Genomic DNA, 13,783 nt, shown 5'->3' on the forward strand with positions numbered 1-13,783 from the left:
GTACAGCGGGTCAGGCGTCGAAGACCTCGTTGACCAGCTGCTGCTGCTCGGCCTGGTGGCGCTTGGCCGAGCCGACCGCCGGGGACGAGGAGTGCGGACGCGAGATCCGGCGCAGGCGCTCGCCGTGCGGGATGTCGGCGCCGACCGCCAGGTCCAGGTGGTCGATCAGGTTCAGCGCGATGAACGGCCACGCACCCTGGTTCGCCGGCTCCTCCTGCGCCCACAGGTACTTCTCGGCGTTCGGGTACTTGGCGATCTCGGCCTGGAGCTCGGCACCCGGCAGCGGGTACAGGCGCTCCAGACGGATGATCGCCGTGTCCGTGACACCGCGCTTCTGCCGCTCGGCCTCCAGGTCGTAGTAGACCTTGCCGGCGCAGAAGACGACCTTGCGGACGTCGGCCGGGTTGACCGAGCCGTCGCCGATCACCGGGCGGAAGCCGCCGGTGGTGAACTCCTCCACCTTGGACGCCGCGGCCTTCAGACGCAGCATCGACTTCGGGGTGAAGACGATCAGCGGCTTGTGGTGCGGGTTGTGGACCTGCCAGCGCAGCAGGTGGAAGTAGTTCGACGGCAGGGTCGGCATGGCGATCGTCATGTTGTCCTGCGCGCACATCTGGAGGAAGCGCTCCGGGCGCGCGGACGAGTGGTCCGGGCCCTGGCCCTCGTAGCCGTGCGGCAGGAGCAGCGTGACGCCGGAGGTCTGGCCCCACTTCTGCTCGGCCGAGGAGATGAACTCGTCGACGACGGTCTGCGCGCCGTTGACGAAGTCACCGAACTGGGCCTCCCAGACGACCAGGGAGTCCGGGCGGGCCAGCGAGTAGCCGTACTCGAAGCCCATCGCCGCGTACTCGCTGAGCAGCGAGTCGTAGACGTTGTAGTGGGCCTGGTCCTCGGCCAGGTAGAGCAGCGGGGTGTAGTCCTCGCCGGTCTCCTGGTCCACCAGGACCGCGTGGCGCTGGCCGAAGGTGCCGCGGCGGGAGTCCTGGCCGGACAGCCGGACCGGGGTGCCCTCCATCAGCAGCGAGCCGATGGCGAGGGTCTCGCCGAAGCCCCAGTCGATGGTGCCGTCGTCGATGGAGGCCGCGCGGCGCTGCATCTGCGGCATCAGACGCGGGTGGACCGTGATCCGCTCCGGGATGTTGACCTGCGACTCGGCGATCCGCTTCACGACCTCCTGGGAGACCGCGGTGGTGACGGCGACCGGGAACTCCGGCTGGGCGTCCGGGACGTGCGCCGGGGCCGGCGCCGAGGTGGCCTCGCGGACCTCCGCGAAGACCTTCTCCAGCTGGCCCTGGAAGTCCTGGAGCGCCTGCTCCGCCTCTTCCAGCGTGATGTCGCCGCGACCGATCAGCGACTCGGTGTACAGCTTGCGCACCGAACGCTTCTTGTCGATCAGGTTGTACATCTGCGGGTTGGTGAACTGCGGGTTGTCGCCCTCGTTGTGACCGCGGCGGCGGTAGCAGATGAGGTCGATCACGACGTCCTTGTTGAACGTCTGGCGGAACTCGAAGGCGAGCCGCGCGACGCGGACCACGGCCTCCGGGTCGTCGCCGTTCACGTGGAAGATCGGCGCCTCGATCATGCGGGCCACGTCGGTCGCGTACATCGAGGAACGCGAGGACTCCGGGGCGGCGGTGAAGCCGACCTGGTTGTTGATGACGATGTGGACCGTGCCGCCGGTGCGGTAGCCGCGCAGCTGCGACATGTTCAGCGTCTCGGCGACGACACCCTGGCCGGCGAAGGCCGCGTCACCGTGCAGGGCGACGGGGAGGACGGTGAAGTCCGTGCCGCCCTTGTTGATGACGTCCTGCTTGGCGCGGACGACACCCTCCAGGACCGGGTCGACCGCCTCCAGGTGCGAGGGGTTGGCGGCGAGCGAGACCTTGATCTGCTCGCCGTCCAGGCCGGTGAAGGTGCCCTCGGCGCCCAGGTGGTACTTCACGTCGCCGGAGCCGTGCATCGACTTCGGGTCGAGGTTGCCCTCGAACTCCCGGAAGATCTGCGCGTACGACTTGCCCACGATGTTGGCGAGGACGTTCAGACGGCCGCGGTGGGCCATGCCGATGACGACCTCGTCCAGGCGGGACTCGGCGGCGGAGTCGATGACCGCGTCGAGCAGCGGGATGACGGACTCGCCGCCCTCCAGGGAGAACCGCTTCTGACCGACGTACTTGGTCTGCAGGAAGGTCTCGAACGCCTCGGCCGCGTTCAGCCGGCGCAGGATCCGCAGCTGCTCCTCGCGCTCCGGCTTGGAGTGCGAGCGCTCCACACGGTCCTGGATCCACTTGCGCTGCTTCGGGTCCTGGATGTGCATGAACTCGACGCCGGTGGTGCGGCAGTACGAGTCGCGCAGCACGCCGAGGATGTCGCGGAGCTTCATCATCGACTTGCCGGCGAAGCCGCCGACCGCGAACTCGCGCTCCAGGTCCCACAGGGTGAGGCCGTGCTCGGTGATGTCCAGGTCGGGGTGCTTGCGCTGGCGGTACTCCAGCGGGTCGGTGTCGGCCATGACGTGGCCGCGGACCCGGTAGGAGTGGATCAGCTCGAAGACACGGGCGGCCTTGGTGACGTCGTCGTCGTGCGAGGCGTCGATGTCCTTGAGCCAGCGGACCGGCTCGTAGGGGATCCGCAGCGCCTTGAAGATGTCGTCGTAGAAGCCCTCCTCGCCGAGGAGGTAGTTGGCGACGACCCGCAGGAACTCGCCGGAGGCGGCACCCTGGATGACCCGGTGGTCGTACGTCGAGGTCAGGGTCATGACCTTGGAGATGCCCAGCTTGTTCAGGGTGTCCTGGGAGGTGCCCTGGAACTCGGCCGGGTAGTCCATCGAGCCGACGCCCATGATCACGGACTGTCCGGGCATCAGACGCGGCACGGAGTGGACGGTGCCGAGGCCGCCGGGGTTGGTCAGCGAGACCGTGACGCCGGTGAAGTCCTCCATCGTCAGCTTGCCGACGCGGGCGCGCTTGACGATGTCCTCGTAGGCCTGCCAGAACTCGAAGAAGTTCAGCGTCTCGGCCTTCTTGATGCCGGCGACGACGAGCTGGCGGTCGCCGTTCGGCTTCACCAGGTCGATCGCGAGACCGAAGTTCACGTGGTCCGGCTTGACCAGCGTCGGCTTGCCGTCCTTCTCCGCGAAGGAGTAGTTCATCGACGGCATGGCCTTGATCGCCTGCACCATCGCGTAGCCGATGAGGTGCGTGAAGGAGATCTTCCCGCCCCGGGCGCGCTTCAGGTGGTTGTTGATCACGATCCGGTTGTCGAAGAGCAGCTTCACCGGGACGGCGCGGACGGACGTGGCCGTCGGCACCTCCAGCGAGGCGTTCATGTTCTTCGCGACGGCGGCGGCGGGGCCGCGCAGCGTGATCAGCTCGGGACCGACGGGCGCCTCGGTGGCCGGGGCCGCGGGGGCCTTGGCGGCGGGCGCGGCCTTGGCGGGCGCCGGAGCGGCGGCGGCGGGCTTCGCCGGTGCCGGGGCCGGGGCGGCCTTCACGGGCGCCGGAGCGGCGGCCGGGGCCGGAGCGGCCTTCACGGGCGCCGGGGCGGCGGGCGCGGCAGGTGCAGCCTGTGCGGGGCTCACCTGCGGCGCGACGGCGGGAGTCTCCGTCGTGCCGGGCTTGTAGTCGGCGAAGAAGTCCCACCAGGCACGATCGACCGAATTCGGGTCCTGGAGGTACTGCTGGTAGATCTCGTCGACGAGCCACTCATTGGCACCAAAGGCGGTCGCAGGGTTCTGACCCTGCCCGTCTTGGTCGGTGGAGGTACTCGAGTTACTGGGGGACTGAGACGACACGGCGGTAACCGCCCTCTTCCGCTTCACAAGGTGATGGACAGCGGAAATAAAGGCTACGCCTCCCTGGCCGAGAGGTGCAGGCCGGGCGCTCCAACGTCGCGCAAGTCACACTTGACGCAGTGTTTCAGAGCTGGGAATGGCGGGAAACAAGCGTAGTTCTGCCCTCTCGCGGGTAGGCGAGAGTCGGGCTGCCATCCGCTCCGGGGGACAACCCTGATCACGTCCTGATCGTGTGTCGGCCAGGTCCTGTCCGGTCCTACCCATCTACACGCAGAACGTGCGCTTCCAGTTCGACCCTACGTCAATCCCGCGCCGGAAGGCTTCCCGGAAGAGTGACCTGGATCCGGCAGCCGCGTGACGATTCGGCCACTCCGATCTCCCCGCCGTGCAGATCCACCGCCCAGCGGGCGATCGCGAGCCCGAGTCCGGTGCCGCCGTCGCTGCTCGGACCGGTCTGAGCCGGCACCTGGCCACGGTTGAACCGCTCGAAGACCGTGTGCCGCAGCGCCTCGGGGATGCCGGGGCCCTCGTCCTCGACCTCCAGCGCCAGCGAGTCCGGCCATGGGCCGCGCCTGGCCCGTACGGTCACGCGGCCGTGCGGCGGCGAGTGCTTCACCGCGTTGTCGATGAGGTTCGCCATCACCTGGTGCAGCCGCTCGGCGTCCGCGTGCGCGGTCAGCTCGGGCGGCGAGACGTCGAGGTGCAGATGGACGTCCGTGCGGTTGTGCAGCCCGGACGTGGAGGAGAGGCCGCGCTGGGACGCGGCCAGATTGGCCTCCCTGAGCACTCCCGAGAGGTACGGCCAGACCTCGAATCGTCGTGCCTTGAGCGTGACGACACCGTTGTCAAGACGTGACAGGTCGAGCAGGGTCTCGACCAGTCGGCCGAGCCGTTCGGATTGTTTCAGCGCTGTCCGCATCGTCTCCGGATCGGCTTCGGAGACCCCGTCCACCACGTTCTCCAGGACCGCGCGGAGCGCGGCGATGGGGGTGCGCAACTCGTGCGAGACATTGGCGACCAGCTCCTTGCGGTGCCGGTCGACGGCCTCCAGGTCGTCCGCCATGCGGTTGATCGTCGAGGCGAGGTCGCCCAGCTCGTCACGGCGGTCCGCGCCGCGCACGCGCCGGCTGAAGTCGCCGCGTGAGATCGACCCGGCCACCGTGGTCATCTCGTCCAGCGGCGCCGTCAGGGACTGCGCCACGAACTGGGTGATCAGGAGGGTCGCGATCATCGCGAAGATCGTGATGTAGCGGAACTCCGTGGAGGTGCGTATCGCCACCAGGGCCAGGCCCGAGGTGAGCAGGACCGCCCCGACGACCAGTGTTCCCAGCTTGGTCTTGATCGAGATCAGGATCCGGCGCCTGCCGCGGCGCTCGGGGCGCGGCCCCCGTCGGCTCATGGCGCCGGGGTCTCCAGCGCGTATCCGACGCCATGGACGGTACGGATCCGCTCCGCCCCGATCTTCCGGCGCAGCGCCTTGATGTGGCTGTCCACCGTCCGGGTGCCCGAGGCGTCCGCCCAGTCCCAGACCTCCGCGAGCAGCTGCTCGCGGGAGAGGACCGCGCGCGGTGTGTTCGCCAGGCAGACCAGCAGGTCGAACTCGGTCGGCGTCAGGTGCACGTCCTCGGCCCTGACACGGACCCGTCGCTGCGCGTGGTCGATCTCGAGCTCGCCGAGCCGCAGGATCCCGCTGCGCGGGGTCACGGCGGCCAGCGCGGCCCGTTCCACCCGGCGCAGCAGTACGTGCACCCGGGCGGCCAGCTCACGCATCGAGAACGGCTTGGTCATGTAGTCGTCGGCGCCGACGCCGAGGCCGACCAGCATGTCCGTCTCGTCGTCCCGTGCCGTGAGCATCAGGACCGGGACCGGTCGCTGGGCCTGGACCCGGCGGCACACCTCCAGGCCGTCGAAGCCCGGCAGCATCACGTCGAGCACCATCAGGTCCGGCTGCCACGCCTCGGCCGCGTCGACCGCGGCCGGGCCGTCCGTCGCCGTCTGGACGAGGAAACCCTCTGCCCGCAGCCGCGCGGAGATCGCATCCACGATGGTCGTGTCGTCCTCGACGACCAGCACTCGCCGCTGCGCGCCCGGAGTGGGCGCCGCACCGTGATGAGTGGTGTGTGTCTGCTCCATTGCCCCGCCTCGCATCGCTGGTGTCGGCCAGCAGCCTAGAGGCACCGGGAGTGTCCAGGCTATCCAGGCCGGACGGCGAGGTGCACCACGTCAGGGACGCCCCGGGCAACGGGGATCTCTTCCGTCCGTACCCCGCTGAATCCGGCATTCCGCAAGGAGGCTTCGAAATCGGCGGAGGGCTGGGCGGACCACACGGCGAGGATGCCACCCGGGTTGAGCCGGTCCGCGCAGGCCGCCAACCCCTCGGCGGAGTACAGGCTTTGGTTGCCCTCGGTGACGGTCCAGTCGGGTCCGTTGTCGATGTCCAGACAGAGGGCGTCGAAGGTGTCCGTGGAGGTGTGGACGTACTCGATCAGGTCCGTGTGCAGGATCACGTTCCGCGGATCGGCCAGCGCCCGGCCGGAGATCGAGGCCAGCGGCCCTTCGCGGTGCCAGTCGATGATCGCCTGTTCGCGCTCGACGACCGCGATCCGGCCCCAGCGGGGGTCGGCGGAGGCATGGGCGAGCGAGAAGCCGACGCCGAGGCCGCCGATCAGCACGGATGCGGCGGCGCGTCCGCCGAGGGCGTCCATCGCCGCGTCGACGAGCAGCCGCTCCGAACGTCCGTCGGAGGTGTCCATCAGGAAGGTGCCGTTGGCGATGATCTCGTAGTGCTCCTCGCGTCGGCGGAGCACGACCTCGCCGTACGGTCCCTCGCGCCGGTCGAGGGTGACGGGGTTGGACATGTTCGCTCACTCCCGGTCTCGTCGGACGGTTGTCCCGGCCATCCTCGCGGGCCGGGACGGCCCGGACAAACCGATAACGGGAGCAGGGCGTTGCCGCGGTCCTCGGGCTACAGCGACAGGCCGTGCCCGTGCGGGAAGACGGGATCCACCGTGTCGTTCGGGACGTCGGGGCGGGCCGCGGCCACCGCGGCCATCGAGCGCGGGAGTTCGAAGGGGAGTCTGCCCTCCGCCTTCGCCCGGCCGAACGCCACGTCGAGCAGCGCCTCGTCGCTCGCGCCGTAGTCGGCGATCAGCGCCGCCGCGTGCTCGGCGATCTCGGGGAGGACGGCGGGCCGCTCCAGGTTGACGCAGACCACCGTCGGAACCGTCGCGAGCAGCGAGAGGATCCGGGCCAGTTCCGGCTCCTCGAAGGCGAGCGAGCCGGAGTGGAAGAAGGACTCGAAGCGGTTCGGGCGCTCCTCGTACGGGGTGCGCAGCCGCAGCACGGCGAGGTCCGCCTCGGCCGGGGCGGTCACGACGTCGCCGTACTCCGCGGCGACGGTCGCGTCGACGTTCTCCACGTACAGCTTCGGGCGTCCCGGGAGCGGCAGCGGTCCGTCGGTCAGGACCGTGAGCGAGCGGCGCTGGGCCGCCGCGCCCGCCGCCTTGAAGTCGGCGCGGCCGACCGTCTCGGCCGCCTCGTCCGGGTCGACGTACCGGCGCTCGTCGAAGAGCCCGAGCACGAACTTCTCGCGCAGCAGCCGTCGTACGGACTCGTCGATCCGCTCCTCGGGGATCCGGCCCGAGTCCACCAGCTCCACGATCACCTCGGGACTCTGCTCGCCGCCGAACTGGTCCGCGCCCGCCTCCAGCGACTTCGCCGTCCGCTCGGCGACGCTCAGGTGCTCCACGCCCGCGCCTCGTGCGGCTCGCCGAAGATCACCGAGTCCGTCAGCAGGCCCCAGTCGGTGCAGACGATCCCGGTGAAGCCCAGCTCCTCCCGCAGCAGCCCGGTGACCACGCCCTTGTTGAAGCCGAAGCCGACCTCTTCCCAGTCGGTGCCGATCGGCTGGCCGTAGTACGGCATCATCTGCGAACAGCCGGCGGCTATCGCGGCCTTGAAGGGCTCCAGGTGGTGGTCGCGCATCCCGCCCGGGTAGATCTGCTCCTTGCCGTGCGGGAAGTGGGGGTCCTCGCCGTCCTTCTGCGGCCCGCCGCCCGGGAAGTGCTTGACCATGGCGGCCACCGAGTCCGGACCCAGCTCCTCGCCCTGGAGACCCCGGACGTACGCCTGGACGAGTTCGCCGGTCAGCTTGGCGTCGGAGCCGAAGGTGCCGGTCTGGCGGGCCCAGCGCGGCTCGGTGGCGAGGTCGATCTGCGGGTGGAGAGCCGTACGGAAGCCGACCGCGAGGTACTCGCGGCGGACGGTGTCGGCGAAGTGGAACACCAGCTCCGGGTCGCCGATCGCGGCGAGCCCCAGCGCTTCGGGCCAGGCGGAGAACGCGCCGGCGTTGAAGGAGGCGCCGACGTTGTCCGTGAAGGCGTGACGGGGGTCGGTGGAGAGCGAGACCGGGATGCCGAGCCGGGTGTTCGCCGCCATCTCCTGGACCGCGTTGTGCCAGAGGGCCATCTCGCGGGCGCCGTAGGTGCCGAGGAGGTTGAAGTGGCTGAGGTGACGGTCCTCGACGAGCTCCGGGGTGGTGAACGGCAGCATCGAGCCGTCCGTCTCGGTCACCGGGGTGCCGTCCGCGTTCATCATCAGCATGGAGTGGAAGAGCTGGCCGGCCTTCTCCTCCAGGGTCATCCGGGAGAGCAGGTCCTCGACGCGCTCGGCGACGGGGCGGGTGGCGTCCTGGTACGGGTGCATGTCGGGGCTCCTTGGGGTGCTCGACCGAGCGGACGGACGGGACGGCGACCGCGCCGACAGGGCTCCGTCGATCACGGGCGGCAGCGGAGTCGGCCTGGGCGCCCTCAGGCTAGAGGTGAAAACCGAGTGACCACTAGGTTTCTTCGATGTGTCCTGGATCACAGGCGAAAGGGGGTGATTCGGGCACGCCTTAAGGTGGTTCCCATGCCGGAGAACAAGGGTCGAACGCCCCGCAGAACCGCAGGCAGGGGCAGCTACGCGGTAGGGGACGCGCGCCGCCTGAAGATCCTGGACACCGCCGTCGAGCACTTCGGGCAGTGGGGCTTCCACGCCTCCTCGCTCGCGCGGATCGCGAACGACTGCGGGATCACCCAGGGCGGCCTGCTGCACCACTTCCGCAGCAAGGAGGACCTCCTGCTCTCCGTCCTCGCCCAGAGCGAGCAGCACGACGTCGAGCGGCTCTTCGCCGACGAGCCGGAGTCGTACGCCGCCTACCTGGAGACCGTCGTCGGTCTCGTCGAGGACAACACCCGCCGCCCCGGCATCGTGCGGATGTTCAACGTCCTGGTCGGCGAGTCCGGCAACGTCGGCCACCCCGCGCACCGGTACTTCAAGGAACGCTACGAGCGCGTGCTCGGGCACACCGTCGACCTCCTGGAGGCCGCGGTGCGGCGGGGGGAGCTGAAGGCGGGCATCGACTGCCGGGCCGTGGGGCAGGAGCAACTCGCCGTGATGGACGGCCTGCAGGTGCAATGGGCCCTGGATCCGGCCTCGATGGACATGCCCGCGCGTGTACGGGTCTTCCTCGACCGGCAGTTGAGGGAGCTCTCGACGACGGGCGAGGGGCTGCCGGGGGCGACGGGCTGAGGCCGCCGCCCTCGCGAGCGGATCGCCCGCCGTCCGACCGGTGTGCGGGGCGCGCCCTCAGGTCCGTACGGGACGGGCTCCACGGAAGGCGTAGAGCGCCGTGCCTCCGGCGAACGCGCCCAGCGCCACCGCCCAGGCGGCGGCCTGCGGACCCGGCTGCATGACCCAGGCCCACACCGCCGCCGTACCCCCGGGGGTGGACGGCGCCGCCACATAGACCGAGCCGACGTACACCGTCATCGGCAGCCAGCTCGGCCTGGCGCCGATCAGCGCCGCCGACGCGACCGTGACACCGACCGCGCCCAGGGTGTTGCGGACCATCGCGGGCCCGCCGAACTCCTCCGCGTGACCCGGCACGGCGAGCGCCAGCAGGACGACCGCCACGGCGGTCAGGGCGAGGACGTGCGCGACCCGGCGCGGGGGCCACGGCCGGGGCGCGGCACGGTCCAGCTCGTCGCTCGCCGCGTACAGGCTCGTCCCGATCGCCGACGCGGCCAGCAGCGGGCCGAGGACGACGACCGGCACCCGGGCGGTGTGATCGAAGGCCGGCTGGGACTGGAGCCAGGACGCGGACCAGGCGGCCACCGCGGCCGTGCCGAGCAGGGTGGCGAGGGTCGCGGGCAGCGTGCGTGAGCGGACGTAGAGGGTGAGGCCGGGGCCGAGGAGGCTCACGGGACCGGCACCTCCTCGGGGCGACAGCGGTCCGCCGCCAGGTAGCGTGCGAGATAGTCCCGTTGGCCGGCCGGAGACTTGGCCCGCAGGGCGTCGAGGTGCCGCTGAGCGGCCGGGCCGACGGGGACCCCGTAGTCCTCCGGTGTCGGCGCCAGCCACTCCGACACGGCGAGATGGATCTCGGCGACCCGCTCCGCGCTCGGTCCCGAGAGACCTTCGGAGGGACAGGTCTCCGAGAACAGCCACTGGACGGCCGAGTTGAGGTACAGGTCGGGGTTCCTGAGCCGGCCCCGTACCGCGTCCATCGTGTGGTCGGGCAGCCCGATCTCCTCCGCGCCGGGGCTGATCGGCCCGCCGACCCAGCGGACCGGGGATCCCGGCAGCCCGCGCAGCCGTTCGTTGAGCGGCGCGAGCGAGCGGGAGATGTCCTGAAGCAGTGCGCGGTCGAGGGCGTTCACGCAGACCTGGGGCGTTCCGTCGTCACAGACGAGACGGGTCGCCTCCGGGTCCTGGCGCCACGGGCCGTCGGCGGGCAGCCGGAGCACCGGCACGGCGGCGGCGATCGCCGCGGCGAGCGGGAGCAGGGCCAGCAGCCGCAGCCGCGCGGGGCGGGCGGCGTACGCCAGGAGGGCCGCCAGGGCCAGGCCGCCGGTCCAGACGGCCGAGGCCGGGGCGTACCACCACACGGGCGCGTCCCAGGGCGAGGAGTGCTCGGCGGCCGGGCTGAGCCATTGGGCGGGGCTCCCCGTGTAGGTGCCGAACGCGAGCCCGACGTAGCCGGCGACCGCGAGCAGCGGTGCGGTCAGCCGCCACGGCACCAGCAGACCGACGAGATGGCCGAGGGTGCCCAGGGCGGCGATCGCGACCGTGTCGGCGGCGACGAGTTCGAGGTACGGTCGGCCGCCGCCGACGTACGGCCAGGTCGCGAGCAGGCACACCGTCGCGGCGACGAGCTGCCCGGCGGCCGGCCAGAGCGCGGAGGGAGCGACGGCGAGCAACGTACGGCGCAGCCGGCCGCGCGGGACGGAACGGAGCAGCTCCAGCGTCCCGCGGCGCCGCTCCCGGCCGCCCTGCCAGCAGCCGGCGGCGAGCGCGAGAGGACCCGTGAGAAGCCCGGCGGTGACGTGCAGCATGTCGGTGGCGTCGGTCCAGCGCCCCTGCCAGGCAGGGGCCTTGCCGTACATCGTCACGAGGAGCGTGACCGCCACGGCCGCACCGGCCCAGGGGCCGACGCCCCGCCGCAGTTCGGTGCGGACGACGGAGGTGCGGGGCGGCCTCGCGGCCTCGCGGGGCGGTGTGGCGGTCGCGGTCATCGCGGGTCCTCCGAGGAGACGGGAGGGGCGGGCGGTGTGGCGTTCGCGGCGGGCGCGGACGGCCGGTGCGCGCCGCCCGGAGCCGGGGCGCCCGACGGCGCGCGGTGGGCGCGCAGGGCCGCCGTGTATCCCCGTTCGATCGCGTTGGCCGTCTCCCCGGACCCCGCGACGTCCGACTCCTCGCCGAGAGTGGTCAGTTCCGCGGTCGTGCCCCGGAAGGCGACACGGCCCGACTCGATCAGCGTGACCTCCGAGCAGGCCGCGGCCACGTCCTCCACCAGATGCGTGGAGACGATCACCGTGGAGGACGCGCCGATCTCCCGCAGAAGGGTCCTGAACTCGACCCGCTGCTCGGGGTCGAGCCCCGCCGTCGGCTCGTCGAGGAGGAGCAACTCCGGTTCGTTCACGATGGCCTGGGCGATCCCGGCCCGCCGGACCATGCCCCCGGACAGCGTCTTGAGCCGGGCGTCGATCCGGTCGGCCAGTCCCACCCGCTCCACGGCGCGCTCCACGGCGGCCGGGGCGCGGTCCGCCGGCATCTCCTTGAGCCAGGCGACGTACGCGACGAACTCGCGGACCGTGAAGCCGGGGTAGTACCCGAACTCCTGGGGCAGATAGCCCAGTCGACGGCGGATCTCCGACCGCTCGCGATGGGCCCCGGCGTCCCGGCCCAGGAGCTCCACCCGGCCGTCCGACGGGGCGGCCACGGTCGCGAGGACCCGGATGAGGGAGGTCTTGCCCGCGCCGTTCGGGCCGAGCAGGCCGTGGATGCCGGGGCCGAGGGTCAGATCGAGGCGGTCGAGCGCGACGGTGCGGCGGTGCCGGACCGTCAGCCCGGTCGCCGCGACCGTCGTGAGAGACGTGGACCACGTGGTCCGTTCGGTCCGTGTGCGAGGTGTGGTCACCGGGTCTCCAGGTGGTCGAAGGAACGACGCCGAAGGGCCAGCAGGCCCGCGCAGACGACGGCGGCCGCGGCCCAACCGCCCTGAACGGCCGGGCCCGAGAGGTACCGGGCCAGCTCGGCGGTGGCCCCCGGCTGTCCGAGCACCGGCCCGGTCACCGCGAGCAGCCAGCCGCCGGCCAGCGTGGCCGAGGCCGCCCGGCATCCCACGAAGGAACCGAGGGTCAGGGCCGCCAGCGTCAGCGCGAGCGCCGGCAGCAGCCAGGCCGCGGCGCCCGGCACGCCGGTGACCGGCGGCAGCACCGCCCCGGCCGCGGTCAGTACCGGCACGCACACACCGAGCACGGCCGCCGCCCTGGTGAGCAGCAGACGCAGCCCGCCGGAGGGCGTCGCCACGCCGATCTCGTACATCGGGTCGGCGTGACGTCCGTACGAGACGGCCACCCCGGCGAGCGGCAGCACCGGGGCGACGGCGAGCAGCACCGGCCGCGCCTCCCGGAACCCTCCGCCGTACGCGAGCCCGACGGCGGCCACGACCACGACGAGCACCGCCACCAGCCACGCCCCGCGCAGCGCGGGGCCGACGGCCCAGAGCACCCGCGCCCAACGCGAGGCGGGGGAGAGGCCCCGCCCGGCCGTACCGAGGCCCAGGCTGACGCCCAGGCGCCGCAGCGCACGGCCTCGGCGGGCGGTCGCCTCCGCGCGTACCGTCTCCAGGAGCTGCGCGCGTACGTCCGCGAGGACCGGACCCGAGCCCCCCGCGCGGACGGCCGCCGAGACGCGGACCGCGCAGCCTCCGCACACCTCGACATGCTTCTCCAGGGACCAGGCGTCGGGCTCGGCCGCGGAACCCGCCGCGTACCGGGCGGCCAGCGAATCGGTCACGTGCCACGGCGCGGTCATGCGGTGCCTCCCAGGGCGTGCGGGCCGAGGGCGGCCCGCAGTTCGCGACGGGCCCGCAGGGCGCGGGTCTTCACCGTGCCCTCCGGTATCCCCAGCAGCCGGGCCGTCTCTCGTGTGGTCAGGCCGTCGACGACGGTGGCCCGCAGGACCTCGCGCAGTTCGGGCGAGATCCGGTCGAGCGCGGCGCCGACATCCCCGAACTCCAGCCCCGCGAGGACCCGGTCCTCCGCGGAGGGGGCGGGGGCGATCGGCTCGGGCGCGGCGCGCTCCGCGCGGGCCCTGGCGCGCTGGGCGTCCACCAGGCGGCGCGCGGCGACGACCCACAGCCAGCCGCCGGCCTCACCCCGGCCGCGGTGCGAACCGGCGGAGCGCCAGACGGTGACGAAGGTGTCCTGGAGGACCTCCCGTACGGTCTCCTCGTCCGTGCAACGCCGCGCCAGCCGGGCGTGCAGCCATCCCGCGTGCCGGTCGTACAGCACGGCGAGCGCCTCGGCGTCTCCCCGGGCGACGGCGCGCAACAGCGCGGAGTCGTCCCGCTCTTCTCCCCGTTCGGGGCGCAACAGTCTCACGCCCCACTATCGCTCGGAGGGCGGCCGGCGGTTCACGCCGTGGCCGAGCCGAGGCTCGGGAGGG

Annotated in this window: 12 protein-coding genes; 1 reads left to right on the top strand and 11 read right to left on the bottom strand. The window is 72.0% G+C overall.

The features are described from left to right. Positions 1-10 precede the first annotated feature (10 nt). From ACFQ7Q_RS23220 to ACFQ7Q_RS23245, 6 genes are all read right to left on the bottom strand, one after another. Entirely contained in the window at positions 11-3,790 is a 3,780-nt protein-coding gene (locus ACFQ7Q_RS23220; RefSeq protein ID WP_383558384.1) for a multifunctional oxoglutarate decarboxylase/oxoglutarate dehydrogenase thiamine pyrophosphate-binding subunit/dihydrolipoyllysine-residue succinyltransferase subunit, read from the bottom strand. 301 nt (positions 3,791-4,091) lie between these two features. Continuing rightward, positions 4,092-5,189, bottom strand: a complete 1,098-nt coding sequence (locus ACFQ7Q_RS23225) for an ATP-binding protein (RefSeq protein ID WP_383558386.1) — start codon at positions 5,187-5,189, stop codon at positions 4,092-4,094. After that, positions 5,186-5,923 (bottom strand): response regulator transcription factor, encoded by a 738-nt coding sequence (locus ACFQ7Q_RS23230; protein WP_137993380.1) that lies wholly within the window; start codon positions 5,921-5,923, stop codon positions 5,186-5,188. Before ACFQ7Q_RS23230 ends, ACFQ7Q_RS23225 begins: the two co-directional genes overlap by 4 nt. A gap of 59 nt (positions 5,924-5,982) precedes the next feature. Next, a complete protein-coding gene (locus ACFQ7Q_RS23235) occupies positions 5,983-6,648 on the bottom strand; it encodes a spermidine synthase (protein ID WP_383558387.1) in 666 nt (221 codons plus the stop codon). A 107-nt stretch (positions 6,649-6,755) separates the two neighbouring features. Continuing rightward, positions 6,756-7,538 carry a glycoside hydrolase family 3 C-terminal domain-containing protein gene (locus ACFQ7Q_RS23240; protein WP_383558389.1) on the bottom strand — a complete coding sequence of 261 codons (783 nt, stop codon included), beginning with the start codon at positions 7,536-7,538 and terminating at the stop codon, positions 6,756-6,758. Further along, positions 7,526-8,494, bottom strand: coding sequence for a glycoside hydrolase family 3 protein (locus ACFQ7Q_RS23245; protein ID WP_383558391.1), 969 nt, complete (start codon positions 8,492-8,494; stop codon positions 7,526-7,528). Before ACFQ7Q_RS23245 ends, ACFQ7Q_RS23240 begins: the two co-directional genes overlap by 13 nt. A 204-nt stretch (positions 8,495-8,698) precedes the next feature. Here ACFQ7Q_RS23245 and ACFQ7Q_RS23250 point away from each other — a divergent pair, with 204 nt between their 5' ends. After that, the gene (locus ACFQ7Q_RS23250) at positions 8,699-9,361 is read left to right on the top strand and encodes a TetR/AcrR family transcriptional regulator (protein ID WP_383558392.1); all 663 of its coding nucleotides are present in this window, start codon (positions 8,699-8,701) and stop codon (positions 9,359-9,361) included. A gap of 57 nt (positions 9,362-9,418) precedes the next feature. On the opposite strand, the gene ACFQ7Q_RS23255 is transcribed toward ACFQ7Q_RS23250, so the two are convergent. From ACFQ7Q_RS23255 to ACFQ7Q_RS23275, 5 genes are all read right to left on the bottom strand, one after another. Beyond that, entirely contained in the window at positions 9,419-10,033 is a 615-nt protein-coding gene (locus tag ACFQ7Q_RS23255; RefSeq protein WP_383558393.1) for a hypothetical protein, read from the bottom strand. Further along, positions 10,030-11,346: a hypothetical protein gene (locus tag ACFQ7Q_RS23260; protein WP_383558395.1), complete on the bottom strand. Its 1,317-nt coding sequence runs from the start codon at positions 11,344-11,346 to the stop codon at positions 10,030-10,032. Before ACFQ7Q_RS23260 ends, ACFQ7Q_RS23255 begins: the two co-directional genes overlap by 4 nt. Then, on the bottom strand, positions 11,343-12,179 hold the full coding sequence (locus tag ACFQ7Q_RS23265) for an ABC transporter ATP-binding protein (protein ID WP_383558414.1): 837 nt from the start codon (positions 12,177-12,179) through the stop codon (positions 11,343-11,345). Before ACFQ7Q_RS23265 ends, ACFQ7Q_RS23260 begins: the two co-directional genes overlap by 4 nt. Before the next feature lie 68 nt (positions 12,180-12,247). Further along, positions 12,248-13,150, bottom strand: a complete 903-nt coding sequence (locus ACFQ7Q_RS23270; protein WP_383558396.1) for a zf-HC2 domain-containing protein — start codon at positions 13,148-13,150, stop codon at positions 12,248-12,250. Then, positions 13,147-13,719 carry an RNA polymerase sigma factor gene (locus ACFQ7Q_RS23275; protein WP_383558397.1) on the bottom strand — a complete coding sequence of 191 codons (573 nt, stop codon included), beginning with the start codon at positions 13,717-13,719 and terminating at the stop codon, positions 13,147-13,149. Before ACFQ7Q_RS23275 ends, ACFQ7Q_RS23270 begins: the two co-directional genes overlap by 4 nt. Between the last annotated feature and the right edge of the window lie 64 nt (positions 13,720-13,783).

The organism is Streptomyces sp. NPDC056527 (assembly GCF_042794475.1).
In the GTDB taxonomy this organism is placed as follows: domain Bacteria; phylum Actinomycetota; class Actinomycetes; order Streptomycetales; family Streptomycetaceae; genus Streptomyces.

Coding starts and splice junctions, on each gene's coding strand:
- ACFQ7Q_RS23250 (WP_383558392.1), top strand. CDS start 8,699: ATGCCGGAGAACAAGGGTCGAACGCCCCGCAGAACCGCAGGCAGGGGC.
- ACFQ7Q_RS23235 (WP_383558387.1), bottom strand. CDS start 6,648: ATGTCCAACCCCGTCACCCTCGACCGGCGCGAGGGACCGTACGGCGAG.
- ACFQ7Q_RS23245 (WP_383558391.1), bottom strand. CDS start 8,494: ATGCACCCGTACCAGGACGCCACCCGCCCCGTCGCCGAGCGCGTCGAG.
- ACFQ7Q_RS23260 (WP_383558395.1), bottom strand. CDS start 11,346: ATGACCGCGACCGCCACACCGCCCCGCGAGGCCGCGAGGCCGCCCCGC.
- ACFQ7Q_RS23225 (WP_383558386.1), bottom strand. CDS start 5,189: ATGAGCCGACGGGGGCCGCGCCCCGAGCGCCGCGGCAGGCGCCGGATC.
- ACFQ7Q_RS23230 (WP_137993380.1), bottom strand. CDS start 5,923: ATGGAGCAGACACACACCACTCATCACGGTGCGGCGCCCACTCCGGGC.
- ACFQ7Q_RS23270 (WP_383558396.1), bottom strand. CDS start 13,150: ATGACCGCGCCGTGGCACGTGACCGATTCGCTGGCCGCCCGGTACGCG.